General features: G+C 72.5%; 25 protein-coding genes and 1 pseudogene. 14 read left to right on the top strand and 12 right to left on the bottom strand.

Going from position 1 to position 26,675, the window contains the following annotated elements; genetic code table 11:
• Positions 1-340: pseudogene (locus WMJ97_RS01310) on the top strand (hypothetical protein); the annotation flags it as partial.
• Between the two features lie 134 nt (positions 341-474).
• On the opposite strand, the gene WMJ97_RS01305 reads toward WMJ97_RS01310, so the two are convergent.
• The 4 genes from WMJ97_RS01305 to fabG form a co-directional block, all read right to left on the bottom strand.
• A complete protein-coding gene (locus WMJ97_RS01305) occupies positions 475-2,958 on the bottom strand; it encodes a phosphoketolase family protein (RefSeq protein WP_347347145.1) in 2,484 nt (827 codons plus the stop codon).
• Between the two features lie 241 nt (positions 2,959-3,199).
• On the bottom strand, positions 3,200-3,982 hold the full coding sequence (locus tag WMJ97_RS01300) for an ABC transporter ATP-binding protein (RefSeq protein WP_347347144.1): 783 nt from the start codon (positions 3,980-3,982) through the stop codon (positions 3,200-3,202).
• A gap of 16 nt (positions 3,983-3,998) precedes the next feature.
• On the bottom strand, positions 3,999-4,772 hold the full coding sequence (gene fabI, locus WMJ97_RS01295; RefSeq protein WP_347347143.1) for an enoyl-ACP reductase FabI: 774 nt from the start codon (positions 4,770-4,772) through the stop codon (positions 3,999-4,001).
• Between the two features lie 39 nt (positions 4,773-4,811).
• Positions 4,812-5,531, bottom strand: a complete 720-nt coding sequence (gene fabG / locus WMJ97_RS01290) for a 3-oxoacyl-ACP reductase FabG (protein ID WP_347347142.1) — start codon at positions 5,529-5,531, stop codon at positions 4,812-4,814.
• Between the two features lie 71 nt (positions 5,532-5,602).
• Here fabG and WMJ97_RS01285 point away from each other — a divergent pair, with 71 nt between their 5' ends.
• The 10 genes from WMJ97_RS01285 to WMJ97_RS01240 all read left to right on the top strand — a co-directional run bounded on the left by WMJ97_RS01285 (position 5,603) and on the right by WMJ97_RS01240 (position 14,152).
• Complete coding sequence (locus WMJ97_RS01285; protein ID WP_347347141.1) at positions 5,603-5,971, top strand: DUF3099 domain-containing protein; 369 nt, start codon at positions 5,603-5,605, stop codon at positions 5,969-5,971.
• Positions 5,972-5,976: 5 nt separating this feature from the next.
• Positions 5,977-6,840 (top strand): SURF1 family protein, encoded by an 864-nt coding sequence (locus WMJ97_RS01280; RefSeq protein WP_347347151.1) that lies wholly within the window; start codon positions 5,977-5,979, stop codon positions 6,838-6,840.
• A 58-nt stretch (positions 6,841-6,898) separates the two neighbouring features.
• Entirely contained in the window at positions 6,899-7,654 is a 756-nt protein-coding gene (locus tag WMJ97_RS01275) for an SDR family oxidoreductase (RefSeq protein WP_347347140.1), read from the top strand.
• The gene (locus WMJ97_RS01270; protein ID WP_347347139.1) at positions 7,651-8,460 is read left to right on the top strand and encodes a putative RNA methyltransferase; all 810 of its coding nucleotides are present in this window, start codon (positions 7,651-7,653) and stop codon (positions 8,458-8,460) included. Before WMJ97_RS01275 ends, WMJ97_RS01270 begins: the two co-directional genes overlap by 4 nt.
• A 114-nt stretch (positions 8,461-8,574) precedes the next feature.
• On the top strand, positions 8,575-9,642 hold the full coding sequence (locus tag WMJ97_RS01265) for a DMT family transporter (RefSeq protein WP_347347138.1): 1,068 nt from the start codon (positions 8,575-8,577) through the stop codon (positions 9,640-9,642).
• Between the two features lie 145 nt (positions 9,643-9,787).
• A complete protein-coding gene (gene cbiM, locus WMJ97_RS01260; RefSeq protein WP_347347137.1) occupies positions 9,788-10,813 on the top strand; it encodes a cobalt transporter CbiM in 1,026 nt (341 codons plus the stop codon).
• Positions 10,810-11,724: an energy-coupling factor transporter transmembrane component T gene (locus WMJ97_RS01255; protein ID WP_347347136.1), complete on the top strand. Its 915-nt coding sequence runs from the start codon at positions 10,810-10,812 to the stop codon at positions 11,722-11,724. The genes cbiM and WMJ97_RS01255 overlap by 4 nt, the downstream gene beginning before the upstream one ends.
• Positions 11,714-12,490, top strand: coding sequence for an ABC transporter ATP-binding protein (locus WMJ97_RS01250; protein WP_347347135.1), 777 nt, complete (start codon positions 11,714-11,716; stop codon positions 12,488-12,490). The genes WMJ97_RS01255 and WMJ97_RS01250 overlap by 11 nt, the downstream gene beginning before the upstream one ends.
• A 60-nt stretch (positions 12,491-12,550) precedes the next feature.
• On the top strand, positions 12,551-12,997 hold the full coding sequence (locus WMJ97_RS01245) for an NfeD family protein (protein ID WP_347347134.1): 447 nt from the start codon (positions 12,551-12,553) through the stop codon (positions 12,995-12,997).
• Between the two features lie 3 nt (positions 12,998-13,000).
• Entirely contained in the window at positions 13,001-14,152 is a 1,152-nt protein-coding gene (locus tag WMJ97_RS01240; RefSeq protein WP_347347133.1) for an SPFH domain-containing protein, read from the top strand.
• Between the two features lie 108 nt (positions 14,153-14,260).
• Here WMJ97_RS01240 and WMJ97_RS01235 read toward each other — a convergent pair whose 3' ends face one another.
• Genes WMJ97_RS01235 through WMJ97_RS01225 form a run of 3 tightly spaced genes read right to left on the bottom strand, consistent with a single transcriptional unit; the run spans position 14,261 to position 17,825 of the window.
• Positions 14,261-15,151, bottom strand: coding sequence for a MaoC/PaaZ C-terminal domain-containing protein (locus tag WMJ97_RS01235; RefSeq protein WP_347347132.1), 891 nt, complete (start codon positions 15,149-15,151; stop codon positions 14,261-14,263).
• Positions 15,151-16,584, bottom strand: a complete 1,434-nt coding sequence (locus WMJ97_RS01230; RefSeq protein ID WP_347347131.1) for a 3-oxoacyl-ACP reductase — start codon at positions 16,582-16,584, stop codon at positions 15,151-15,153. The genes WMJ97_RS01235 and WMJ97_RS01230 overlap by 1 nt, the downstream gene beginning before the upstream one ends.
• Positions 16,581-17,825: an acetyl-CoA C-acetyltransferase gene (locus tag WMJ97_RS01225; protein ID WP_347347130.1), complete on the bottom strand. Its 1,245-nt coding sequence runs from the start codon at positions 17,823-17,825 to the stop codon at positions 16,581-16,583. The genes WMJ97_RS01230 and WMJ97_RS01225 overlap by 4 nt, the downstream gene beginning before the upstream one ends.
• A 92-nt stretch (positions 17,826-17,917) precedes the next feature.
• Here WMJ97_RS01225 and WMJ97_RS01220 point away from each other — a divergent pair, with 92 nt between their 5' ends.
• From WMJ97_RS01220 to WMJ97_RS01210, 3 genes are read left to right on the top strand one after another with little or no spacing between them, the layout of a single operon-like run.
• Positions 17,918-18,592, top strand: coding sequence for a TetR/AcrR family transcriptional regulator (locus WMJ97_RS01220; RefSeq protein ID WP_347347129.1), 675 nt, complete (start codon positions 17,918-17,920; stop codon positions 18,590-18,592).
• Positions 18,593-18,604: 12 nt separating this feature from the next.
• Entirely contained in the window at positions 18,605-20,554 is a 1,950-nt protein-coding gene (locus WMJ97_RS01215) for an acyl-CoA dehydrogenase (RefSeq protein WP_347347128.1), read from the top strand.
• 38 nt (positions 20,555-20,592) lie between these two features.
• Positions 20,593-21,792: a M20 family metallopeptidase gene (locus WMJ97_RS01210; RefSeq protein ID WP_347347127.1), complete on the top strand. Its 1,200-nt coding sequence runs from the start codon at positions 20,593-20,595 to the stop codon at positions 21,790-21,792.
• Between the two features lie 15 nt (positions 21,793-21,807).
• Here WMJ97_RS01210 and WMJ97_RS01205 read toward each other — a convergent pair whose 3' ends face one another.
• The 5 genes from WMJ97_RS01205 to WMJ97_RS01185 form a co-directional block, all read right to left on the bottom strand.
• Entirely contained in the window at positions 21,808-23,022 is a 1,215-nt protein-coding gene (locus WMJ97_RS01205; RefSeq protein WP_347347126.1) for a M20 family metallopeptidase, read from the bottom strand.
• A complete protein-coding gene (locus tag WMJ97_RS01200) occupies positions 23,019-24,074 on the bottom strand; it encodes a sodium ion-translocating decarboxylase subunit beta (protein WP_347347150.1) in 1,056 nt (351 codons plus the stop codon). The genes WMJ97_RS01205 and WMJ97_RS01200 overlap by 4 nt, the downstream gene beginning before the upstream one ends.
• A gap of 67 nt (positions 24,075-24,141) precedes the next feature.
• Complete coding sequence (locus WMJ97_RS01195) at positions 24,142-24,672, bottom strand: biotin/lipoyl-containing protein (protein ID WP_347347125.1); 531 nt, start codon at positions 24,670-24,672, stop codon at positions 24,142-24,144.
• Between the two features lie 6 nt (positions 24,673-24,678).
• Positions 24,679-25,074 (bottom strand): OadG family transporter subunit, encoded by a 396-nt coding sequence (locus WMJ97_RS01190; protein WP_347347124.1) that lies wholly within the window; start codon positions 25,072-25,074, stop codon positions 24,679-24,681.
• 9 nt (positions 25,075-25,083) lie between these two features.
• Complete coding sequence (locus WMJ97_RS01185; protein ID WP_347347123.1) at positions 25,084-26,628, bottom strand: acyl-CoA carboxylase subunit beta; 1,545 nt, start codon at positions 26,626-26,628, stop codon at positions 25,084-25,086.
• Positions 26,629-26,675: the final 47 nt, after the last annotated feature.

Genomic DNA, 26,675 nt, shown 5'->3' with positions numbered 1-26,675 from the left:
CACCCCCACCACCATCACCCACACCGCCACCCACGACGGCCTCACCTTCACCCTCACCGGCCACCGCACCCACCTCACCCTCGACATGGGCGACGGCACCACCATCACCTGCACCCAAACCACCCCCTACGACGACACCCTCGAACCCGGCACCCCCTCACCCACCTGCGGCCACACCTACCAAACACCCTCCCTCCCCCAAACCCGCTACACCATCCACGCCACCAGCACCTGGAACGTCACCTGGACCACCCTCAACTACACCGGCACCCTCCCCGGCCACACCACCGCCACCCGCACCCTCCCCGTCGGCGAACTCCAATCCCTCATCCGCCGCTGACCACGGACGCCTCAGCGCCCACCTGACGCCTCGGCGACTCCCGGACCCCTCTGAGCGTCCCCAATTCCCTCAGAGCCACCCGGACAAACGAAACGGCCGCGGGCACTGCCCGCGGCCGTCCGTGTGGGAAAGGGTTACTCGTTGTCGCCGCCCGTGAAGGCGGTGCCGCCGACCTTGCCGACGGCGTCGCCGGCGTCCGGCCACACCCAGTCGGCGATCTCCGGCAGATCGGTGCCCCACGTGCGGGCGTAGTGGGCCGCCTCGATGCGGCGGTCCATCATGTTCTGCCGCAGGCCCGCGTACTTCGAGCCGAGGCTCGGGACGCGGTCGATGACGTCCATCACCAGGTGGAAGCGGTCGATGTCGTTCAGCATGCACATGTCGAACGGCGTGGTCGTCGACCCCTTCTCCTTGAACCCCCGGACGTGGATGTTCGAGTGGTTCGTCCGGCGGTACGTGAGGCGGTGCACCAGCCACGGATAGCCGTGGAAGGCGAAGATCACCGGCTTGTCGGGCGTGAAGATCGTGTCGAAGTCGTGGCTCGTCAGACCGTGGGGGTGCTCCCCCGCGTCCTGCAGGCGCATGAGGTCGACGACGTTCACGACGCGCACCTTGAGATCCGGAATGTTCTGCCGCAGCAGATCGGCCGCCGCCAGGGTCTCCAGCGTCGGGACGTCACCGGCGCAGGCCAGCACCACGTCGGGTTCCTCGCCGGAGACCTCGGTGCCCGCCCAATCCCAGATGCCGAGGCCGCGGGTGCAGTGGGCGATCGCCTCTTCCATGTTCAGGAACACCGGCTCGGGCTGCTTGCCGGCGACGACGACGTTCACGTAGTCCTTGCTGCGCAGGCAGTGGTCGAACGTCGAGAGCAGCGTGTTGACGTCCGGCGGCAGGTAGACCCGGGTCACGTCGGGCGACTTGTTCAGCACGACGTCGAGGAAGCCCGGGTCTTGATGGCTGAAGCCGTTGTGATCCTGACGCCACACGTGCGAGCTGAGCAGGTAGTTCAGCGACGCCACCGGACGCCTCCAGCCGATGTGCGCGCACGACTCCAGCCACTTCGCGTGCTGGTTGAACATGGCGTCGATGATGTGGATGAACGCCTCGTAGCTGCTCATCATGCCGTGGCGTCCGGTGAGCAGGTAGCCCTCCAGCCAGCCCTGGCACTGGTGCTCCGACAGCATCTCCATCACCTGGCCCTGCCGCTCGATGAAGCTGTCCTCATCGGGCGCGTAGTCGGCCAGCCACTGCTTCTCGGTGACCTCGTAGACGTTCTGCAGCCGGTTGGACGCCGTCTCGTCGGGCCCGAAGATGCGGAAGTTCGTGGGGTTCGCCTTCGCGATGTCCCGGAAGAAGGAGCCGAGCACGCGCGGCGACTCGACCATGGGGCCGCCGTGACCGTCGGCGTCCGGCTCGACCGCGTAGTCGCGGAAGTCGGGCATGACCAGGTCCTTCAGCAGCAGACCGCCGTTGGCGACCGGGTTCGCGCTCATGCGCAGCTCGCCCTCGGGACGCAGCGCGTCGAACTTCTCCAGGAACGCGCCGTTCTCGTCGAACAGTTCCTCGGTCTTGTACGACTTCAGCCAGTCCTCGAGCAGGTGCAGGTGCTCGTCGGTGTCGCGGGCGTTCGACAGCGGCACCTGGTGCGAGCGCCAGTTGCCTTCGGTCTTCTTGCCGTCGACCTCCTTCGGGCCTGTCCAGCCCTTGGGGGTGCGGAAGATGATCATCGGGTAGTACGGACGCTCGGCCTGCTTCGGGTCGGCCCCCGCGCTCTTCTCCTTGATGTCGACGATCATGTCGAGCGCCTCGTCGAGCACCTTGGCGAAGCGCTTGTGCACCTCGATGTGATCCTCATCCGCGGACGCCTCGAACGCGATCGGGTGGTACCCGTAGCCGCGCATCAGGTCTTCGAGCTCCTCCTGCGGGATGCGGGAGAGCACCGTCGGGTTGGCGATCTTGAAGCCGTTCAGGTGCAGGATCGGCAGCACGACGCCGTCGGTCACCGGGTTGACGAACTTGTTCGAGTGCCACGACGTGGCCAGCGGGCCCGTCTCGGCCTCGCCGTCGCCCACCACCGAGAACGTCAGCAGGTCGGGGTTGTTGAACACGGCGCCATAGCTGTGCGACAGCGCGTAGCCGAGCTCGCCGCCCTCGTGGATCGAGCCGGGCGTCTCGGGCGCCACGTGCGACGGGATGCCGCCGGGGAACGAGAACTGCTTGAACAGCTTCTGGATGCCCTCGTCGTCGCGCGTGATGTTCGGGTACACCTCGGTGTAGGTGTTGTCGAGGTACGCGTTCGCGACCAGACCGGGGCCGCCGTGACCGGGGCCCGCGATGTAGATCGCGTTCAGGCTGCGCTCGATGATCGCGCGGTTGAAGTGCGCGTACATGAAGTTCAGGCCGGACGTCGTGCCCCAGTGGCCCAGCAGGCGACGCTTCACATCGTCGCGCTCCAGCGGACGCCGCAGCATGGCGTTGTCCAGCAGGTAGATCTGCCCGACGGACAGATAGTTCGCTGCACGCCACCAGCCCTCGATGAGCTCGGCGGTCTCGTCGCTGATGGTCTCCGGCGCGCCCTCGGGGCGGCGCTGCCAGGCAGTCTCGACAGTAGTCGACATGGTTCTCCGTTCGGATTCGATCGGCATAACGCCTCCCATTCTTACCCTGTGACATCACCCCCTGTCACGGGGCCGATTTCGCCGGGCACTCGCTTGTCACCCGGATGTCACCTCACCGTCACGCGGACCCTGCACGATCGCGCGCCCGCACGCGCGACGCGTGCACGCATCGGCGCCCCCGCGGGCTGTTCGGCCGGGCGCTCCCGCCCCTCAGACGACGGTTCCCGTCCACGCCGGACGCCTACCGCGCCCGCGCGCTCCAGCGCCCGTCGCTCTCGGTCACGTCGAGCTCCAACCCGAACGTCGTCGAGAGGTGCTCGGCGGTGATCACGTCGGCGATCGGCCCGGACGCCGTGACGTGGCCGTCCGCCAGCAGCAGCGCGTGGGTCATGCCGGGCGGGATCTCCTCCAGGTGGTGGGTGACCAGCACCATCGCGGGGGCGTCGGGGTCGCCCGCAACCTGCCCCAGCGTCCGGACCAAACGCTCGCGGCCCGCCAGGTCGAGGCCCGCCGCGGGCTCATCCATGAGGAGCAACTCGGGGTCGGTCATCAGCGCGCGGGCGATCTGGACGCGCTTGCGCTCGCCCTCGCTCAGGGTGCCGAACGTCCGCTTGCCCAGGTGGGCGATGTTGAACTGCTGCATCAACGTGGCGGCGCGGCGAAGATCGGTGGCGTCGTACCGCTCGTTCCAGCGGCCGACCACGCCGTACGCCGCCGACACGACGACGTTGCCGACCGCCTCGCCCCGCGGGATACGGTCGGCCAGCGCGGCCGACGTGACCCCGATGCGCGGCCGCAGCTCGAACACGTCGACGGCGCCCAGGTACTCCCCCAGCAACTGCACGAACCCGGTCGTGGGGTGCATGTTCGCGCTGAGGAGTTGCAGGAGAGTGGTCTTGCCGGCGCCGTTGGGGCCGATGATCACCCAGCGCTCGCCCTCGGCGATCTGCCACGTGATGTCGGACAGCAGCGTGGCCCCTCCCCTGACGACGGACACATCGGCGAGTTCCACCACAGGTTGCATGGCCCCAACCTACCCGTCAGGCGCCGGTCGAGTGCAGACCGCCGTCGACGTGGATCAACTCGCCGGTGGTCGCCGGGAACCAGTCCGACAGCAGGGCCACGACGGCCTTCGCGGCGGGCGTCGTGTCGCGCGCGTCCCACCCCAGCGGCGCCCGGTCGGCCCAGATGTCGTTGAACGAGTCGGCCCCCGGGATCGCCTTCTTCGCGATCGTGTCGAGCGGGCCGGCGGAGACGATGTTCGAGCGAATGCCCTTCTCGCCGAGGTAGCGCGCCAGGTAGCGGGACGCACTCTCCAGCGCGGCCTTCGACACGCCCATCCAGTCGTAGGCGGGCCAGGTCATGCGGGCGTCGAACGTCATGCCGACGACGGAGCCCCCGGCGTCCATCAGCGGGACGCAGGCCCGCGTCAGGCTGACCAGCGAGAACGCCGAGATCTGCAGCGAGTTGGCCACGTCGGGCCAGTCCGTGGTCAGGAACTTGCCGCCGAGCGCGGTCTCGGGGTTCGCGAACGCGATCGAGTGGACGACCCCGTCGAGCCTCGTCACGCCCACCTCGCGGAGGGCGTCCGGCAGCGCGGCGAGGTGTTCGTCGTTCGTCACGTCGAGCTCCAGCACCGGGGGCACCGGGTCGAGCTTCTTCGCGATGCGGTTGGTCAGCGACAGCGCGCGACCGAAGTTCGAGATGACGACCGTCGCGCCCTGCTCGGCCGCGACCTCGGCGACCCGGTAGGCGATCGAGTTGGTCATCGTCACGCCGGTGACGAGGACGGACTTGCCTTCGAGGATTCCCACAGCTCCGCTTTCCTTTCTCAGTGCCTGATCGGGACCGGCTCAGTGCCCCATGCCCAGGCCGCCGTCGACCGGGACGACGGCCCCGCTGATGTACGCGGCGTCGTCGGACGCCAGGAACGCCACGGCCGCCGCGACGTCGTCGACGCTGCCCATCCGCCCGGCCGGGATCTCCTTCTTGTACTGGGCCTTCAGCTCGTCGGAGAGCACGCCGGTCATGTCGGTCTCGATGAACCCGGGCGCGACGACGTTCGCCGTGATGCCCCGGCTGCCGACCTCGCGCGCGATCGAGCGGGCCATGCCGACCAGCCCCGCCTTCGTCGACGCGTAGTTGACCTGCCCGGGTGAGCCCTTGAGCCCGACGACCGAGCCGATGAAGACGATGCGGCCGCCGCGGGCCCGCAGCATCGACTTCACGCCGCGTTTGGCGACGCGGAACGAGCCCTTGAGATTCACGTCGACCACGGCGTCCCAGTCGGCGTCGCTCATGCGCAGCAGGAGCGTGTCTTTCGTGATGCCCGCGTTCGCCACGACCACGGTGACCGGGCCGTGGGCCTTCTCGGCCTCGGCGAACGCGGCGTCGACGGCCGCGGCGTCCGTCACGTCGCAGGCGATGCCGAGCGCCCCCTCGGGGGCCTTGCCGCTGGTGCTCGCGCACGCCACCTGATGCCCGTCGGCGAGCAGGCGTTTCACGATCGCCTCGCCGATGCCGCGGCTGCCGCCCGTGACCAGGACGCTCCGTCGCGTTTCAGTTTCACTCACGGCGGTTACCGTACTGCACGGGGCCCCGCGCGGGGACGCCGACGCCCACGCACGCGCGTAGAGTGGCCGGCATGGCAGCCCGGGGGCACGCGCCCGCGCTCATCACGAGCGCCCGCAAACCCCGCTCGCTCGACACCGAGGAGCGGACGAAGCGCTACCTGCTCACGATGGCGGCGCGCGTCGCGTTCTTCCTCGTCGGCTGCTTCTTGCCGGCGCCGTGGAACTGGGTGATGTTCATCCTCGCCGCCGTGCTGCCGGGCATCGCCGTGATCCTCGCGAACGCCATCGACAACCGCAGCGAGGCGAGCGTGACGGACGCGGCCCAGACCGATCGTCCGGCGCTGGAGCCGGGCGTCGTCGTGCCCGGGGACGTGGAGGACGCCGCGGAGGGCGGCGTCCGGGAGAGGGGCGAGGAGCCCCGCAAGGAGGGGACGCGGTGAGGACGATGGGCGGCTCGGCGTCCGGCATGGGGCGTTCGGGGGCGTCCGGCGGGCGGACGTGGCTGCGCTGGCTGCTGCTGATCGTGTTCGTGGTGGGGCTGGCGTTCACGTTCGTCCGGCTGGGCGAGTGGCAGCTCGACCGGCTCGACCAGCGTCGGCACCGCAACGACGTGATCGCGCGGCACGAGGCCTCGCCCGTCGTCGACTACGCGACGATCATGAACCGTCCGTTGGGCGAGGACGACCAGTGGCAGCGCGTCCGCGCGACGGGGACGTTCGTCACCGACAGGCAACTCATCGTCCGGTACCGCTCGAACGACGGGAAGACCGGCTGGGAGGTCGTCACGCCGCTGCGCACCACCGACGGGCGGACCGTCCTGATCGACCGCGGGTTCGTCGAGCGACAGCCGGGCACCGACTTCCCGACCGTCCTGCCCGAGCCGCCCGCGGGCGAGGTGACGGTCGTCGGGCACGTGCGGCGCAACGAGCAGGGCGACGAGAAGGCGACGACGCCGCAGCAGGGCTCGATCCGGCTCATCAACTCCGACGCGCTGGCGACCTGGGTCGGGACGCCGCTGGTGAACGGCTACATCGGGCTGCTGGAGGTGACGCCGCCGCAGACGGGCGGGTTCCAGCCGGTGGCCGTCCCGGCCCTGGACGAGGGCCCCCACCTCTCGTACGCGCTGCAGTGGTTCGCGTTCACGGTGATCGCCGGGGTGGGGCTGGTGATCCTGATCCGCAACGACGTCCGCGACCGCAGGCGCGCGCGGGAGAGGGCGGCGTCCGATCAGGCGGCCGATCGGGCGGGCGAGACGCCGGCGGGGAGCCCGCACGCGACCACCGACGACGCGGTGGACTCGCGCAGTTGAGACCCGCGCGGCGACGAATCAGGCAGAAGAGATCGATGAGGCACGAGAGGGGTAGGGCATGGATCTGGGGCTGACCGGCAAGGTGTTCCTGGTGACGGCGGCGTCCGGAGGGCTGGGCCGCGCGACGGCCGAGCAACTCGTCGCCGAGGGGGCGCGGGTGTTCCTGGTCGCACGCACCGAGGACAAGCTGGCCTCCGCCGCCCGCGAACTCGGCGAGAACGCCCGCTATCTGGCCGCCGACCTGAGCGAGCCGGCGACCGCCGAACGCGTCGCCGCCGCGGCCAAGGAGGCGTTCGGACGCCTCGACGGCGCCCTGGTCAGCGTGGGCGGCCCGCCGCGGGGCAGCGTGCTGGGGGTCACCGACGAGCAGTGGACCGGGGCGTTCGAGGGTGTGTTCCTGGCCGCGATCCGGGTGGCGCGCGCCGTCGTCGCGGCGGCGGACAACCCGGTCGCGATGGCGTTCGTGCTGAGCTCGTCGGCGCGGCGTCCGCTGGACGACATGGCCCCGTCGAACGGCATGCGTCCGGGGCTGGGCATGGTGCTGCTGCAGCTCTCCGCCGAGCTGGGGCCGCAGGGCTCGCGGGTGGTCGGGCTGATGCCGGGCACCGTCCACACCGACCGCATCGACTCCCTCATCAGCGGCACCCCGAACCCGGAGGCCGCGCTGGCCGCCATGGGGTCGTCGTCCGCGCTCGGGCGGGTGGGGCGTCCCGAGGAGTTCGGCAAGGTCGCGGCGTTCCTGCTGTCGGACGCGGCGTCCTACGTGACCGGCACGATGGTCGGCATCGACGGCGGCAGCATCCGGGTCCTGTGAGCCTGGACGCGGCCCGCGGCGTCCTCGCGTGCCCGGTGTGCGAGCAGGGACTCGACGTCGGGGAGCGGCCGGTCCGCTGCCCCGAGGGGCACGCGTTCGACGTCGCCCGGCAGGGGTACGTGAACCTGCTGGGGCAGGCGCCGCCCGCGAACGCCGACACCCCGGCGATGGTGGCCGCCCGCGACCGCGTGCTGAGCAGCGGCCTGTACGCGCCGATCGCGGAGCAGGTCGCAACCCGGCTGTGGGGGGCGTCCGTGGTGCTCGACGTGGGCGCCGGCACCGGCTACTACCTCGCCGCGGCGCTCGACGCCCACCCGGACGCCCGCGGGGTCGCCCTCGACGTCTCCGTCGCCGCCGCCAAGCGCGCGGCCCGGGCGCACGGGCGCGCGGCGTCCGTGGTGGGGGACGTGTGGGGACGCCTGCCGGTGCGTCCGCGGCGCGTGGGCGCCGTGCTGTGCGTGTTCGCGCCGCGGAACATGGCCGAGTTCGCCCGCGTGCTGGTCCCCGGCGGGTTGTTGGTCGTGGTGACGCCGACGGCGTCCCACCTCGCGGGCCTGCGGGAGCGCCACGGGCTGCTCGGCATCGAGCCCGACAAGGACGATCGCCTGCTGCGGTCGGCGTCCGGGTATGTGGAGGCGGTGGGGCGCTGGACGGTCGAGTACGCGAAGCCGGCGTCCGCGGGGGTGGTGCGCGACCTGATCGCGATGGGTCCGAACGCGTTCCACGGCGTCCCGGACGACGTCGCCCCCGCCGACGTGGACGTCAGCGTCCACGTCTGGTGCTTCCGGACGCCGCTGCCCGTGTGACGTTTCTTTGTGACACTCTCCGCCCTGGGGGGTCGAGACTGCCACAGAGAAACGTCACAAGCCCCACCTCGGGACGGCCCCTCCCCGCCGCGCGCGCCTCGTTAGGCTGCCGCCATGTCCCGCGCGCTCCGCACCCTCGCGTCGCCCGGCGTCGCCGCCGGCCTGGCGGCCGCCGCGCTCTTCGGCGCCGGGACGCCGTTGGCGAAGCTCCTGCTCACCGCCGACGTCAGCCCGTGGCTGCTGGCCGGCCTCCTCTACTGCGGCTCCGGGGTCGGGCTGCTGGCCTACCGCCTGGCGACCGGACGCCCCCGCGTCCGGCCGGCGGCGTCCGAATGGGGTTGGATCGCCGGGGCCGTCGGCCTCGGCGGCGTCCTCGGGCCGGTGCTGCTCATGGCGGGCCTGGCGAGCATGCCCGCGTCGGGGGCGTCCCTGCTGCTGAACGCGGAGGGGGTGTTCACGGCCGTCATCGCGTGGGTGGTGTTCCGCGAGAACGTGGACCGGCGCGTCGCGCTCGGCATGCTGGCGATCGTCGCCGGCGCCGCGGTGCTCTCGCTCGGGGACGCCTCGGGCGTCGCCCTCGGCGCCGGCCCCGGCCCGCTGCTGATCCTGGGCGCCTGCCTGTGCTGGGGCCTCGACAACAACCTCACGCGCAGGGTGTCGCTGACCGACGCGACCTGGCTCGCCATGGTGAAGGGCCTGGTCGCGGGGCCGACGAACCTCGTGCTGGCCGCCGCCGCGGGGGCGTCCTGGCCGGGGCCGGGCCAGCTCGCGGGCGCGCTCGCGATCGGGCTGGCGTCCTACGGGGTGAGCCTCGTGCTGTTCATCGTCGCGCTCCGCGAGGTCGGCGCCGCCCGGGCGGGCGCGTACTTCGGCACCGGCCCCTTCGTCGGAGCCGCCCTCGCCGTCGCCCTCGGCGAGCCGCTGACCTGGCAGCTCGGCGTCGCGGGGGCGCTCATGGCGGCGGGTGTCGCGCTGCACCTGACCGAGCGCCACGAGCACGTGCACACGCACGCCGCGCTCGAGCACACGCACCTGCATCGCCACGACGCGCACCACCAGCACGCGCACGACCAGCCGATCGCGCCCGGGGTCTGGCACACCCACCCGCACCGGCACGAGCCGGTCACGCACGCGCACCCGCACACCCCCGACGCCCACCACCGGCACCGCCATACCCCCTAGCGCCGGCGGGGTTCGGTGCGCTCGGGCCCTCCCTGGGGCCCGCTCCCCTCGCGAGACGCCCAGCGGGCGTCCGGGGGTGCGCTACCGTCGGGCCGGACGCCCACGGCGTCCGTTTTCCGTCCGCCCGCGACCGACAGGAGTTCTCATGCACATCCCCGACGGCTACCTCTCGCCGGCGACGTGCGCCGCCGCGTACGCGGTCGCGGCGCCCTGCCTGGCGGTCGCGTCACACCGGGTGAGCCGCGAGGTGCGCGGGGCCGCGGTTCCGCGGCTGGCGATGCTGTCGGTGGCGAGCTTCCTGGTGATGATGGTGAACGTGCCTGTCCCGGGCGGGACGACCGCCCACGCGGTCGGGGCCGTCCTGATCGCGGTCACGATGGGCATCGCCCCGGCGATGGTCGCCGTGGCCGTCGCCCTGCTGTTCCAGGCGCTGATCTTCGCCGACGGCGGCGTCCTCACCTACGGGGCGAACGTCGTGAACATGGCGATCCTCATGCCCCTGGTGGGCGCGGGGGTGTACCGGCTCGTCGCCGGGGCATCGGCGCTCACCTCCAGGCGCCGGGTCGTCGCCGCCGCGCTCGGCGGCTACGTCGCGAGCGTGGTCTCGGGCGTCGCGACCGGCGTCGAGCTGGGGTTGCAGCCGCTGCTCTTCACCGCCGCCGACGGGACGCCCCTGTACAACCCCGTGCCCCTGGCGGCGACGGTCCCGGCGATGGGGTTCATCCACGCGGTCGTCGGCGGCCCGGCCGAGGCGGTCGTCACCGGGGCGGCGTTCGCGGCGCTGGCCCGGCGCGGCGAGGTCCGGACGCCGGCCGCCGCGCCCGCGCAGGCGTCCGGCGGCGTCCGGGTTCTTCGGCACCCCGGACGCGTGGCGCTCGGCGTCCTGGCCGCGCTCATCGCGATCGCGCCGCTCGGGCTGCTCGCGCCCGGCGGGGCGTACGGCGAGTGGTCGACCGAGGAGCTGGCCGCCGAGCACGGGTTCGTGCCGCGGGGGCTCGCGGCGCTGGCGTCCGTGTGGCAGCACACGCCGCTGCCCGACTACGGGCTCCACGGGGTGAATCCGGTGGTGGCCTACTGGCTGTCGGCCGTCGTCGGGGCCGCGGTGATCGCGGCCGCCGTCTACGGGCTCGCCCGGCTCGGCAACGCGTGGGCCGCGCGGCGCGCCGGGTGAGCGGCGGTCCCGGCGTCCCCGGTTGGCTGCTGGCGCCGAACCCTGAGCCGGCGTCCCCTCCGCGGGGACGCGGGCGGTTCGTCGCGGCGTCCCTGGGCGGGGTTGCGCGCACGATGGCGTCCGTCCACGACGAGGACGCCGGCGGCCGGCCCGCCCGGCTGGCGGCCAGCCCCAAGCTCGTCGGCGCGCTGGGCTGGCTGATCGCGGTGGCGCTGCTGCGGACGCCGGCCGTCGTCGGCGTCGCCGCGCTCGCGCTCGTCGCGGCGCTGGCCGCGGCCGGGCGGACGTACGTGCGCACGGCCGTCGTCCTGTGGGTGCCGGCGCTCGTGCTGGGGCTGCTGGTGTCGGGGCCGATGGCGTTCTCGGCCGTGCGTCCGGGGCCACTGGCGGTCGCGCTGTGGGAGGCGGGCGGCGTCCGGCAGGGGCTGACGTGGGCGGGGCTGACGACGGTCGTCCTGATGCTCGGGCGCGTGGTCTGCTCGCTCGCGGTGCTCGTGCTGCTGACCCGAAGCACCCCGTGGCTACGCCTGATGTCGGCGCTCGGCGCGCTCGGGCTGCCGCGGGCCATGGTCATGATCGCGACGATGGCCCACCGCTACCTGATCGTGCTCGCGGACGTCCTGGCCGACCACCTCCTCGCCCGCCGCGCCCGGACGGTCTCCGGCACCCGCGGACGCGACGACCGCGCCTTCGTCGGCGCGAGCGTCGCCGCGCTGCTGACGAGGGCGTCCGCGCTGGCCGACGAGGTGCACCAGGCCATGGTCGCCCGCGGCTACGACGGACGCCCCCCGCGCGGCCCCGCGGCTGCCGGACGCCCCACTGCGGGCGTCCGGCTGCGGACGGCCGCGGCGTCCGGGGCGCTGCTGGTGCCCGCGATCCTCCTCGTGATCGGGGACGTCCTTGCCCGCTGAACCCCCCACCACCCCCGGCACGCCGGAGGCGTCCGTCTTGTCGTGCCGCCGCGTCGGGTACGCCTACCTCGGGCGCTTCCCCGCCCTGGAGGACGTCTCGCTCGACGTCGCCGCCGGCGAGTGCGTGGCCCTGCTCGGCGCGAACGGGTCGGGCAAGTCGACGCTGCTGAAGCTGCTGGACGGCCTCGTCCACCCCGACCGCGGCCAGGTGCTCGCCCTCGGCGACCCCGTCACCGAGGACGCCCTGGCCGACCCGGCCGCGAACGCGCGGTTCCGCAGGCGGGTGGGCTTCGTGTTTCAGCGCTCGGAGGCGCAGTTGTTCTCGGCGTCGGTCCGCGACGAGTTGGCCTTCGGCTGCCGGCAGCTCGGGCTGCCGGCGTCCGAAACGGCGACGCGCGTGGAGGACGCCCTCGACATGCTCGGTCTCGCCGACGTCGCCGACCGCTCGCCGGTGCACCTGTCGGGCGGCCAGGCGAAGCGGGTCGCGCTCGGGTCGGTGCTGGTGATGAACCCCGACGTCATCCTGCTCGACGAGCCGACCGCCGCCCTCGACCCGCGGACCGCGTCGTGGCTCGTCGACATGCTCGGACGCCTCCGCGACGCCGGCAAGACCCTCGTGCTCGCCACCCACGACCTCGCGCTGGCCGAGGCGCTCGCCGACCGCTGCGTCGTGCTCGGCGAGGACCACCGCGTGCTCACCGACGCGCCGACGGGCCGCGTCCTGAGCGACCGGGACCTGCTGTTGCGGGCGAACCTCGTGGCGTGAGCGTCCGGACGCCATTTCCCCCGCGCGCTAGCCTGGACGCACACCGGAGGGAGGTCGCCGATGTCCTGGCTCTTATGGTTGCTCGCAGCCGTCGGGCTGGCGATTGGCGAGTTCTTCTCCCTCACGCTGGCCTTCGGAATCCTCAGCGGCTCGGCGTTGGTCGCGGCCCTCGTCGCAGGCTTCGGCGCACCCCTCCCGCTCCAGCTGGTCGCCTTCGTGGTCAGCACGGTCCTCGGCATGGTGGTCGTGCGGCCCGTCGCGCTGCGGCACATGGCGCGCCCGGGCCTCGTCCGGGATGGCACGGACGCCCTCGTGGGCCGCCGGGCCACCGTGGTGCAGGAGGTCAGCGCGGACGCCGGGCTGGTGCACCTGGCCGGCGAGGACTGGACGGCCCGCCCCTACCGCGACGGCCTCGTGATCCCCCGGGGCGCCAGCGTCGAGGTGATGGAGATCGCCGGAGCCACCGCGATCGTGTACCCGCAGGATCTACCCCTGACTGAAGGATGACCGATGGAATTTCTCGTCCCCCTGATCATCGCCGCAGTCATCGTCGTGTTCGTGGTCGCCGCGACCGTGCGCGTCGTGCCGCAGGCGCACCGCTTCAACGTCGAACGATTCGGCCGCTACCGCACGACGCTCCAACCCGGCCTGAACTTCATCGTCCCGATCGCCGACCGCGTGCGGGACAAGCTGGACATCCGTGAGCAGGTCTTCTCGTCGGTGCCGCAGCCGGTGATCACGGAGGACAACGTGGTCGTCCACATCGACACGGTGCTCTACTACCAGATCACCGACCCGCGGGCCGCCGCCTACGAGGTCGCCAACTACCTGCAGGCGATCGACCAGCTGACGGTGACCACCCTGCGCAACGTGATCGGCAGCATGGATCTCGAAGAGGCCCTGACCTCACGCGAGTCCATCAACGCGCAACTGCGGTCGGTGCTCGACGAGGCGACCGGCCGGTGGGGCATCCGCGTCAACCGGGTCGAGATCAAAGCGATCGACCCGCCGAACAGCATCAAGGACGCCATGGAGAAGCAGATGCGCGCGGAGCGCGACAAGCGCGCCGCGATCCTGCACGCGGAGGGCGAGCGGCAGGCGCGCATCCTCACCGCGGAGGGCACCCGCCAGCAGGAGATCCTGCTCGCCCAGGGCGACCAGCAGGCGAAGATCCTGCGATCCGACGGCGAGGCGAAGGCCATCGAGCGCGTCTTCCAGGCGGTCCACGCAAACGACGCCGACCCCCAGGTGCTGGCCTACAAGTACCTCGACACGCTGCCCTCGCTCGCGCAGGGCGAGAACAACACGTTCTTCGTCATCCCCGGCGAGTTCACCGAGGCCATCCGCGCGGTCTCCGACGCCTTCGGCGACCACCGCGAGAGCCCGCGCTCCGACCTCGCGGCCAGGCTCCGGGCGCACGTTTCCACCGCGACGACGCCCTCCCCCGAGACCGACGCCGCCGACGGCGTCCCGGACGCCGACCGGCCCGCGGCCGTCGGACGCGAGCAGGCGCCGCCCGCCCTGGACGCCGTGTCGGCCGCCCAGGAGGCGGCCGAGAGCGCCGCGCTCGCCGTCCGCGACGCCAAGGCCGAGGCCCAGGCCGCGGCGGGCACGGCCAGCGGGGATGGCTCCGCGCCCGGATCCTCCGAATCGCCGCGCTGACGGCCGCGCGTCGACCGCGAGCGCGCCGACATCGCCGCTCGACGGTCCCGCGCTGCGGCTGAGCCGGGCGCGTGGGCGTCCGTCCCAAAACTGCCGGACGCCCGCCGCTCAGGCGGCGTCCGGCTCCGACACCCGGCCGATCAGGTGCGCGCGCCCCTCGCGCGACCGGACGACGAACCACGGGGCGTCCGCGGTCTCGGCGGCGAACGTCACGGCCGCGGGCAGCATGATCGGTCTGGTGAACCGCACCTGGACGCGGTAGGCGTCCGGCAGGCGCGCGTCGAGCTGGGCGAGCGCGCGCGCGTGCGTCCACATGCCGTGGATGATCGGCCGCGGAAACCCGAACAGCCGCGACGTCAGCGGCGACAGGTGGATCGGGTTCGCGTCGCCCGACACCCCGGCGTAGCGGCGGCCCAGGTCGGGCGGGAGGCGCCACAGGGCGCGGTCGTCGGCGTCCGGCTCGTCGATGCGCACGCCGGACCCCCCGGACGCCTCCGGCAGCCCCTCCCCGGACGCCCCGGTGGCCAGGTAGTTACTGACGCCCGTCCAGACGACCTCGCCGCCGACGGACGCCTCGCCGAGCATGTCGAACGTGACCCCGCGCTTGTGGGCGGCCAGATTCCGCGTCCGGACGCGGAGCAGCAGCTCCTCGCGCAGCTCCACCGGACGCCGCAGCGTCATGTCGTTCGTCACGTGCACCAGGCCTGCCAGCGGGAACGGGAAGTCGCGCGCCGCCATGAGGTGCGCCTGCAGCGGAAACGTCAGCACGTGCAGCCACGTGGGGGGCACCCGGTCCCGCAGCGTGAACCCGCACAGCCGGTCGTAGGCGGCCAGCCGCCCCACCGGCTGCCGGACGTGCGCCACCGACACCGACCGCACCGGCAGCCCCCCGGACGCCCCGGGGCGTCCCAGCGAGGTCACCGCCGCCTTCGCGATCAGCCGCCCGACGCTCGGCAGGGCGTCGAGCCGCTCGTCACGTTCCTCACCGCGCCCGCCCATCACTGCCCCACGATGTTCTGGCCGCACACCCGGACGACCTGGCCGGTCACCCCCGCGCTCGCCGGGTCGGCGAGGTAGGCGATGGTCTCGGCGACGTCGACGGGCTGGCCGCCCTGCTGCAGGCTGTTCGTCCGCCGGAAGATCTCGCGCTGCACGAACGGGATCTTCGCCGTCATGTCGGTCTCGATGAACCCCGGCGCGACGGCGTTGATCGTCAGGCCGCGCTCGGCGAGCGGGCCGCGCAGCGCCCTCACCATGCCGATCACGCCCGCCTTGGACGCCGCGTAGTTCGTCTGGCCCTTGTTGCCCGCGATACCGCTCGTGGACGCGATCGCGACGATGCTCGCGTCGTCCGCGAGCGTGCCGGGCTCGCCGGCGTGCGCGAGCAGGAACTCGTTGATCCGCAGTTGCGCCTCCAGGTTCACCGCGAGCACCGACCGCCAGCGGGCGGCGTCCAGGTTGGCGAGCATCTTGTCGCGCGTGATGCCGGCGCAGTGCACCAGGACGCCGATCCGCGCGCCCTCCCCCAGGGACGCGACGTGCGCGACCAGCCGCTCCGCGGCGTCCGGGGCGGTCACGTCGAGCTGGAGCGCGGTGCCGCGCAGCTCGTTCGCGACGGCGGCGAGCGACTGGCCGCCCGCCGGGACGTCCACGCACACCACCCGCGCGCCGTCGCGCGCGAACGTCCGGGCGATCGCGGCGCCGATGCCGCGGGCCGCGCCGGTGACGACGACCACGCGCCCCTCGAACGGGCGCTCGCTCGGCTCGTCTCCCCCGGACGCCTGCCCCACCGCCGGGCCCACGTGCCAGGACTGCCCGTCGACGAACGCGGACCGGCCGTCCAGCAGGAACGCCAGCGTCGAGCGCAGCTCGTTCGCGCCGGCCCCCGCCTCCAGATAGACCAGGTTCGCCGTCGCGCCGGCCCGCAGCTCCTTGCCGACCGTCCGGACGATGCCGTCGAGCGCCTCCGCGACCACGGCCTCCTCCACGGACGCCTCCCCCACGGACGCCGCCCGCCCGACCACGATCACGCGGCCCGAGCCCTCCAGCCCGCGCACCGCCGGACGCAGCACCTGCCGCAGCTCCTCCAGCTCACCGACCGCCCGGACGCCCGTCGCGTCCACGACGAGCGCCCCGATCCGCTCCGCGTACGCCGGCGGCGTCTCGCCGGCGTCGCGCAGCGCCTCGGCCGGCGTCCGGACGCCCGCCTCCGCCAGCGCCCGGCGCACGATCCCGTCGCGCGTGCCGGCGCAGGGGCCGCGGCCGGCGTCCGCCGCCGAGCCCACCTCCGCCAGCACCACCGCGCCCTCCGGACGCCGCCGCCCGCGCCGCAGCCGCGGCGGATCGGCCAGCCCCGCCCGCCGCGCCACCACGCGCCCCGCCGGGGTGCCGTACGCCTTCTCCAGCCAGCCGCTCACACCCACCGCGCTCACTTCCCTTCCAGGATCGCGACGACCCCCAAGCCGCCGGCCGCACACACCGACACCAGCCCCCGGCTGCCCGGGCCGCGCTGCGCGAGCCGCTTCGCGAGGCTCGCGACGATGCGCCCGCCCGTCGCCGCGAACGGGTGCCCGGCGGCGAGCGATCCGCCGCCCGCGTTCAGCCGGTCGGCCTCGACGCGGCCGAGCCCCTGCCGTTCGAGCTCGGCGAGCGTGCACAGCACGGTCGAGGCGAACGCCTCGTGGATGTCCACCTCGTCGACATCGCTCAGCGACAACCCGTTTCGCTCCAGCAGCCGCGGGATCGCCCGCGTCGGGGCCATCAAGAGCCCCTCCCCGGCGTCCACGTGGTCGACGGCCGCGACCTCGGCGTCCACCACCGCGGCCCAGACGGGCAGCCCGCGCCCGCGCGCCCACGACTCCTCCGCCAGCAGGACGACCGCCGCCCCGTCCGACAGCCCCGTCGAGTTGCCCGCGGTCATCGTCGCGTCCTCGCGCCCGAAGACGGTCTTGAGCGCGGCGAGCTTCTCCAGCGACGTGTCCGGGCGGCACGCCTCGTCGCGCGTCACGCCCAGGTACGGGGTGACCAGGTCGTCGAAGAACCCGGCGTCCCAGGCGGCCGCGAGCCGCCGGTGACTCGTGAGCGCCAGCTCGTCCTGCGCCTCGCGGGTGATGCCCATCGCGCGCGTCGTGCGGGCCTGCGACTCCCCCATCGTCAGGCCGGTGCGCCCCTCGACGACCCGCGGCGGCACGGGCGCCAGGTCCCGCGGCCCCAGCCCGACGAACGCCCGGGCACGCGCCAGCGGCGTCCGGGCCCGGCTCGCGGCGAGCATCGCGCGCCGCAGCCGCTCCGACACCACGACCGGCGCGTCGGACGCCGAGTCGACGCCCCCGGCCACGCCCACCTCCACCTGCCCCAGCCGGATCTTGTTGGCGACGTAGACCACCGCCTCCAGCCCGGTCGCGCACGCCTGCTGCAGGTCGCACGCGGGCGTCGTGCTCGCGAGCGCCGAGCCCAGGACGGCCTCGCGCGTCAGGTTGAAGTCGCGGGTGTGCTTGAGCACCGCGCCCGCGGCGACCTCCCCCAACTCCTCGCCGGCGAGCCCGAAGCGCGCGGCGAGCCCGTCGAGCGCGGCCGTCAGCAGGTCGACGTTGGACGCCTCCGCGTACGACCCCCCGGCCCGGGCGAACGGGGTGCGGTTGCCGCCGACGACGACGGCCGTGCGCGCTTCCATCCAGAACCTCCACGGTGAGAACGAATAACGATACCGAACGTATCCGGTACCCAGGGTAGCTACTACTTGCCGTATCGCCTACCCTCGATCGTATGAACGCTTCCGTGGACGGACGCAGCGCCCGATGGGCCGAGCACAACGCCGAACGCCGCCGCTCGCTGGTCGAGAGCGCCCTGCGCGCGATCCGGCGGCACGGGGCGTCCGTGTCCCTGGACGACATCGCCGCCGAGGCCGGCACCTCCAAGCCGGTGCTGTACCGGCACTTCGGCGACCGCACCGGGCTGTACGTCGCGGTCGTGGAGTCGGTGCACTCCTACATCCTCACCAACCTCGACCTGCCGCTCGCCACGGCCGCCGAGAAGGGGCCGGGCGAGCTGGCCGCCCACCTCGCGGACGCCTACCTCTCCGTCGTCGAGCGCGACCCCGAGATCTACCGCTTCGTGATCACGCGGCCCACCGGCGACGTCCCGGTGAACGACCCCGTCGTCAGCCTGACGTCCGTCATCGGCGACGAGCTCACCGAGGTGCTGAGCGCGTGGCTCCGCAGCCAGGGGCGCACGGACGACCCGGCGTCCACCTGGGGCCACGGCATCGTGGGCTTCATCTGGGCCCTCGCCGACCAGTGGATCGCCTCGGGCAGGCAGCGGCCCCGCTCCGAGATCGTGCGCCACGTCGAGCAACTCTTCGCCCCCGCGTTCCTCGCCCCCGACGGCGCCGAGCGCCGGTCCGACCTCCCACCCACCCTCACCGAGCCACACCGACGCTGACAGGAGCCGACGATGACCCTGACCGACGACCGCGTCCTCGACGAGACGATCACGCTCGCCGACGCGACGGGCGACGCGCTCGCCCACGCCCTCGACGGGCCGTTCCACGCGGTGAAGCACCGCTGGCGCATCGAGGTGGACGCCGACGACGTCACCCGCGACCCGGCCCTCGGCATGGCCGAGGCCCGCGACTGGACCCTCGACAAGCTCACCGGCCTCGCCCACCGGCACTTCGCGATCGCCGGCTTCCCCGCCGAGTGCGGCGGCGACGGCACGCTGCCCGAATCCGTCGCCCACTTCGAGATGATGGCGCTGGGCGACCTGTCGCTCACGATCAAGTCCGGCGTCCAGCACGGCCTGTTCGGCGGGGCGATCACGAACCTCGGCACGGCCTGGCACCACGAGACCTTCCTGCCCGACACGATCTCGGTCGCGCTGCCCGGCTGCTTCGCGATGACCGAGCGCGGCCACGGCAGCGACGTCCAGAGCCTCGAGACGACGATCACGTACGTCCGCGAGACCGACGAGTTCGAGGTGAACAGCCCGCAGGCGTCCAGCGAGAAGATCTACATCGGCAACGCGGCCCGCGACGGCCGCATGGCGGCCGTCTTCGGGCAGTTGTGGGTGGCCGGCGAGTGCCAGGGCGTCCACACGATCCTCGTGCCGATCAGGGACGCCGACGGCGAGAGCCTGCCGGGGGTGACGCTCGGCGACCAGGGCCACAAGGGCGGCCTGCTCGGCGTCGACAACGGGACGATCGCGTTCGACCACGTCCGCGTGCCGCGGCGGATGCTGCTCGACCGCTACGGCGGCGTCGACGACGAGGGCGTCTACCACTCGCCGATCGCGAACCCGAACGCGCGGTTCTTCACGATGCTGGGCACGCTGGTGCGGGGCCGCATCTGCGTCGGCGCGGCGGCGGGCTCGGCCACGCGCAAGGCCCTCGCGATCGCGACGACGTACGCGACGAGGCGGCGACAGTTCCGGCGTCCGGGGCTGGGGGCGGAGATCCCGCTGCTCGACTACCTCACCCACCAGCGCAAGCTGCTGCCCAACCTCGCCCGCGCGTACGCCTACGGCTTCGCGGTGAACGAGCTGGCGCTCGAGTTGGGGCGGGTCATGGAGGCCGAGCCGCGCGACGCCGTGCGCGCCCGCGCGCTGGAGACGCGTGCCGCGGGCATGAAGGCGCTGCTGACGCGCTGGGCCAACGACACCGTGCAGACCTGCCGCGAGGCGTGCGGCGGCGCCGGCTACATGACCGCGAACCAGCTCACGCTGCTGCGCGGGGACGTCGACGTCTTCGCCACGTTCGAGGGCGACAACACGGTGCTCATGGAGCTGGTCGCCAAGGCCCTGCTGCTGGAGTACAAGAACACGTGGGGCGACATGGATCTGTGGGGAACCGCCCAGGCCACCGCCCGGTTCGTGAGCGACACGATCATGGAGCGCACGGCCGCGCGGCCGGTCATCGATCGCCTCGTCGCGACCGCCCGGCGCCGCTCGGGCGGCGACCTGTTGGCCGCTCGCGGCTGGCACGTCGCGATGTTCGAGGAGCGGGAGCGGCACACGGTCGAGTCGCTCGCCCAGCGCATGCGCGCCGCCGGACGCCTGCCGCGCGCCGAATCCGCCGAGGCCATCAGCCAGCTCGGCGAGCACATGCTGTTCGCCGCCCGCGCCCACACCGACCGGCTCGTGCTGGAGGCGTTCGTGGCCGGCATCGAGCAGACGCGCGACGCGGCGTCCCGGCAGATGCTGGAGAAGCTCTGCGACCTGTACGCGCTGGCCACGATCGAGGAGGGGCGGGCCTGGTTCCTCGAACACCAGCGGATGGATCCGGCCCGCTCGAAGGCCGTCACCTCGGCGATCAACGCGCTCTGCGGTGAACTCCGGCCGCACGCGGCCGTGCTCGTCGAGGGGCTCGGGGTGCCGGAGACCTGGCTGCGGTCTCAGATGCTCGCCTGAGCGGTCGCGGGGCGGCGGCGCGCTACAGTGAGCGCGCCATGACCTCACCAACCGACCTGCTCGACCTTCTCATCACCGGAATCGACCGCGTCCTCCCCGACGCGCAGGAGGTGAGAAGAACGCTGCACCGGCGTCCCGAGCTCGGCGGAGAAGAAGACGCGACGCGCGGCACCCTGCAGTCGCTGCTGGACTGGCTGACGTGGCGTCCCGTGGCCGGCACCGGCATGTACGGACGCCTCGGGCCCGCCGGGCCCGCGGTCGGGTTGCGCGCCGAGATGGACGCCCTGCCGATCGTCGAGCGGACCGGGGTGGAGTGGGCGTCCGAGCGGCCCGGAGTGATGCACGCGTGCGGCCACGACGTCCACATGGCCGCGCTGTGGGCGACGCTGACCGCGGCCCGGGCGCTCGACCTGCCCGTGGGGCTGGTGCCGATCTTCCAGCCGCGCGAGGAGATCTCCCCGTCGGGCGCCATCGACATCGTCGAGGCCGGCCTCCTGGGGCAGGAGTCGGTGCGCGCGATGATCGGCGTCCATCTGCAGCCGCGGGTCGTCGAGGGCGTGATCTCGACCGGCGCTGGGGCCGTGAACGCGGCGTTCGACGAGTTCTACGTCACCGTGCACGGCCAGCCGGGCCACGGCGCCTACCCGCACACCACGATCGACCCGATCGGCATCCTGGCGAGCATCATCGTCGGGGTGAACGAGTTGGCGTCCCGGGCGATCGATCCGACGCACGCGACGGTCATGTCGATCGGGCGCATCGAGGGCGGCAACGCGCCCAACGTCATCGCCGGCACGGCATACGCGGCCGGCACGATCCGCACCACCGACGACCGCGACCGCGAGCAGTTGCACCACGACCTGCGCCGCCTCGTCGAGCTGACGGCCGCCGCCCGCGGCGCGACCGCCGAGTTGTCGATCGTGCCCGGCGGGTCGATGCTGGTGAACGACGCGGCCCTCGTGCACGCGATCGACCCGCTGATCGACCACACGGGCGTCCCGCGGGCGCCGCGTCCGTTCCGCTCGTGCGGGTCGGACGATTTCTCCGCCTACTGCGAGGTCGTCCCGTCGGTGATGATGTTCGCGGGCACCGGCACGGTCGCCGGGCTCACCGAGCGCGTGCAGGTCGGGCTGCACCACGAGCGTTTCCTGCCCCCCGACGACGCCCTGCGCCTGTGCGCGTACGCGTTCGCGGCCGGGTACGCGGGGGCGTCCGAGCTGGTGGGGCGGGCGTCCTAGGGGCCCGCGCGGCCGTCAGGCCAGCGCCCGCCGGGCCAGTTCGGCCAGGCACAACGCCCCGTCGGCGAGCACGCCGTCGTCGAACACCGCGTACGCGCTGTGGTTGTACGGCGCCTCGGCGGGGTCGGCGTCCGGCGGGCAGGCCGACAGCCCGATGAACGTGCCGGGCACGCGCTCGAGCACGTAGGAGAAGTCCTCCGAGCCCGTCAGCGGGTGCGCCCACTCGGCGACGCGGCCCTCGCCGAACGTCTCGCGCAGGGCCGCCAGCACGTCGGCCGTGGACGCCGGATCGTTCGCCGTCACCGGGTACCCGGCCTTCTGGACGACCTCCGCCCGGACGCCGTGCGCCGCCGCCACCGCCTCCGCGACCCGCGGCAGGTCGGCCCACAGTCGCTCGCGCCGCTGCCGGCTGAACGTCCGGACCGTCGCCTTCAGCTCCCCCGACTCCGGGATCACGTTGCGCGCCTCCCCGGCGTGGATCGCCCCCACCGTGACGACGGCCGGGTCGAAGATGTCCACGGTCCGTCCCACGTGCGTCTGCCACTGCCCCACGAGGTCGGCGAGCGCCGGCACCGGGTCGGCTGCCAGGTGAGGCGCCGACCCGTGGCCGCCGCGCCCGATCATCCGGACGTCCACCTCGTCGGCCGCCGCCATCATCGGCCCCGGCCGCGTCGCGAACGTGCCGTACGGCTCCAGCGCCGAGAACACGTGGATCGCGTAGGCCGCGTCCGGACGCCGTCCGGCCGCCTCCAGCAGCCCCTCCTCGATCATGATCTCCGCGCCGCCGTCGCCCTCCTCGCCCGGCTGGAACATGAAGGCGACGTCGCCCGCCAGCTCGTCGCGCACCGCGCAGAGCGCCCGCGCGGCCCCGACGAGCAGCGAGACGTGCAGGTCGTGCCCGCACGCGTGCATCGCGCCGTTCGTACTGGCGAACTCCAGCCCGGTCTGCTCGGCCACGGGCAGGGCGTCCATGTCGCCGCGCAGCAGCACGACCCGCCGATCGGACGCCGCCCCCCTCGGCGGCGCCCCGCCCCGCAGCACCGCGACGACGGACGACAGCCCGCGCCCGGTGGTGACCTCCAAACCCAGCCCGGCCAGGGCGTCCAGGATTCTCGCCTGCGTGGCCGGCAGCTCCAGGCCGACCTCCGGCTCACGGTGCAGAGCGCGCCGTAAAGCGACGAGGTCGCCGGCGATCTCGCCGACGACCTCGCGGAGCTTCTCGGTGCTCAACTCGCCCCCATGAGGGCCAGCAGGACGCCGCCCGCGACGACGGACGCGACCTGCCCGGCCGCGTTCGCGCCCATGGCGTGCATGAGCAGGAAGTTGTCGAAGTTCTCCTTCTGGGCCTCCTGCTGGACGACGCGCGCCGCCATCGGGAAAGCCGAGATGCCGGCCGCGCCGATCAGCGGGTTGAACTTGCCGCCGGAGAGGACGTTCATGAGCTTGCCGAACAGGATGCCCATCGCGGTGTCGAGGCAGAAGGCGATCAGGCCCAGCACCAGGATGAACAGCGTCGACGGCTGCAGGAACCGCGCCCCCACCATGGTCGAGCCGATGGCCAGGCCGAGGAACAGCGTGACCACGTTGGCGAGCTCGTTCGAGGACGCCCCCACCAGCCGCTCGACGACCTTCGACTCGCGCATCAGGTTGCCCAGCATCAGCATGCCGATGAGCGGCGTCGCGAACGGCACGAGCGTGCCGACGACGATCGTCACCACGATCGGGAACAGGATCCGCGTGCGCTGCGAGATCTCCCGGCTCGTGTACGGCATGTGGATGGCGCGCTCCTTCTTCGAGGTGAGGAGACGCATGATCGGGGGCATGATGATCGGCACGAGGCTCATGTAGCTGTACGCCGCGACGGTGATCGGGGCGACCAGCTCGGGCGCGAGCTTGTTCGACACGTAGATGGACGTCGGCCCGTCGATCGCGCCGATGATGCCGATGGACGCCGCCTGGTTGTGCGTGAAGCCCAGGGCGAGCGCGAGCAGCAGCGTGAGGAAGATGCCGAACTGGCCGGCCGCGCCGAGGAGGACCATCTTGGGGTTCTCCAGCAGCGGCCCGAAGTCCGTCATCGCGCCGATGCCGACGAAGATCAGCAGCGGGAACAGCTCGTTCGCGACGCCCATGTTGTAGAGCACCGTGAGCGCGCCCTCCTCGCCGACGAGCGGCGAGAGAGGCAGGTTCGCGAGCAGCGCGCCGGCGCCGATCGGCAGCAGCAGGAGAGGCTCGTACTCCTTCTTGACCGCGAGCCAGACCAGCAGCAGTCCGATCGCGACCATCGTCAAGCTCTGCCAGGTGACGTTCTGGAGACCCTGGAGCAGGTAATGGACTGTGTCGGGGTTCACGTCACTCCTCGAACCGGACGAGGGTTTCGCCGAACTTCACCGACTGCCCCGCCGAGACGTAGATCTCCGCGACGACGCCGTCGCGCGGCGCCTTCAGCTCGTTCTTCATCTTCATGGCCTCGAGCACCATCAGCGACTGCCCGCGGGAGACCGAGGCGCCGACGGCCACGTCGACGGACAGGATCTCACCGGGCATGGGGGCCGTCATCTTGGCCAGCCCACCGCCGCCGCCACCCGCCGGTGACGCGCCGGCGGGCGCCGGGGACGCCGCTGGGCTCGCTGTCGCGACGGGCCGGGACGCCGCGGCCGCAGGCGCCTGGACGCCGGGCGAGGACGGCTCGGGGCGCGTCGCCGCCGGGGCAGCGCGCGGCGTGATGCCGGGCGTGACCGCCGAGTGGGCGAGGTCGCGGTGGTCGTCGAGCGTGACGTCGATGAGGCGTCCGTCGAGCTGCACGCGGAACAGGTTGGCCCCCACCACCTCGACGTCGATGACCTTCGTCGTGTCGTTGACAGAGATTGTGTAACGTCGCATGACTTCTTACTTCCGGGTGAAGGGTTGGGTTTCGTGCCCGCGGCCGACCGCTAGCCAGCGGCTGGCGAAGAGCTGGCTGCCGGGCGCATGGGCGCGGGTCTCCGGGCCGGCCTGCCGGCGCCGGTTCTCGGCGTGCGTCATCACGGCGATCGCGATCGCGGCCACGTCGTCCTCGGAGAGGCCGTCGGTGACCATGCGGACGGTGGGCTGGGCCGGGGCTTTCGCCCCGGCTTCCTCGGACGCCGCGGGTGCGGGCGCGGGCGCCGGCTCGACCGCCGGCGCGGACGGCTGCCGGTCGAGGCGTCCGATCAGCATCAGGATGCCCATGAGGACGAACAGCAGGAGGAACACGACCCCCATGCCCACGACCATCATCATGAGGCCCCACGTGAAATCAGGCATCGTCGACTCCTAGACCGGGAAGAGCCCGTGCTTCTTGGGGATGGTCTGCGTCACCTTGGTGCGCAGCACCTCGAACGCGCGGATGAGGCGCGGCCGGGTCTCCCAGGGCTCGATGACCTCGTCGATCTGGCCGACGTCGGCCGCCTGGTACGGGTTGAAGAACTTGTCCTTGTACTCGGCGATGAAGCGGGCCTCCTCGGCCGCCGGATCCTCCGCCTCCTGGATGGCCCGACGGTTCAGCAGCCGCGCGGCGCCCTCGGCGCCCATGACGGCGATCTGGGCCGACGGCCAGGCGAACGCGACGTCGTTGTTCATCTGGCGCGAGCTGAGCGCGACGTAGGAGCCGCCGTACGCCTTGCGCGTCACGATCGACACCTTCGGCACCGTCGCCTGGCAGTACGCGTAGATGATCTTCGCGCCGTGCCGGATGACGCCGTTGTACTCCTGCTCGACGCCGGGCAGGTAACCGGGGCAATCCACGAACGTCACGAGCGGGATGTTGAACTGGTCGCACAGCGTGATGTGCCGGGCGATCTTGTCGGACGCGTTGATGTCGAGGCACCCCGACATCGCGAGCGGCTGGTTGGCGATGTAGCCGACGCTCATGCCGTCGAGGCGTCCGAAGCCGACCAGCGCGTTCTGCGCCCAGTCCTTGTGCAGCTCGAAGATCGAGTCGTGGTCGAAGACCATCGACAACACGTCGCGCATGTCGTACGCCATGCGGTCGTCAGTCGGCACGATCGAGTTGAGCGCCTCCTCCATGCGATCGGCGGAGTCGTAGGGCTCCAGCGGCGGCGGATCCTCGGTGTTGTTCTGCGGCAGGTAGCTGAGCAGCGCCTTGGTGAGGCTGAGGGCGTGTTGCTCGGAGTCGGCCATCACCTGGGCGACGCCGGAGGTGGAGTTGTGAATCCAGGCGCCGCCCAGATCCTCCGCGGAGACGGACTCGCCGGTGACGGTCTTGATGATGTCCGGCCCCGTCAGGAACATGTTCGAGGTCTGGTTCACCATGATCGTGACGTCGGTGAGCGCCGGGCTGTAGACCGCGCCGCCGGCGCAGGGGCCCAGGATCAGGCTGATCTGCGGGATGACCCCGGACGCCTTCACGTTGCGCACGAACACCTCGCCGTAGGCGGCCAGCGACCGGACGCCCTCCTGCACGCGGGCGCCGCCCGAGTCGTTCAGGCCGATCAGCGGGATGCCCGCCTCGATCGCCAGGTCCTGGATTCGCGAGATCTTGTTCGACTGCACCTCGGAGAACGAGCCGCCCAGCACCGTGAAGTCCTGCGCGAACACCGCGACGCGGCGTCCCTGAATCTTGCCGAAGCCGGTGATGATGCCGTCGCCGGGGAACCGGTGCTTGTCCATCCCGAAGTCCGTGTTGTGATGCGTCGCCAGGGCACCCAGCTCCTGGAAGGACGCCTCGTCGAGCAGAATCGCGAGACGTTCGCGCGCCGTCAGCTTGCCCTTGGCGTGCTGCGCGTCGATGCGCTTCTGTCCGCCGCCTGCCAATGCCTGCTGCCGCTTGTCCCGCAGCGTGGAGAGCTGATCCGTCATGTCTATCCGTTCACACCCTTGTCCGAGTCATGAAGGCGGGAGAACCC

The sequence above is a fragment of the Nigerium sp. genome, from assembly GCF_039811905.1.
GTDB lineage: Bacteria > Actinomycetota > Actinomycetes > Propionibacteriales > Propionibacteriaceae > Propioniciclava.
Note: the sequence above shows the minus strand (reverse complement) of the source record. Positions and strands in the feature narration are given on the sequence as shown.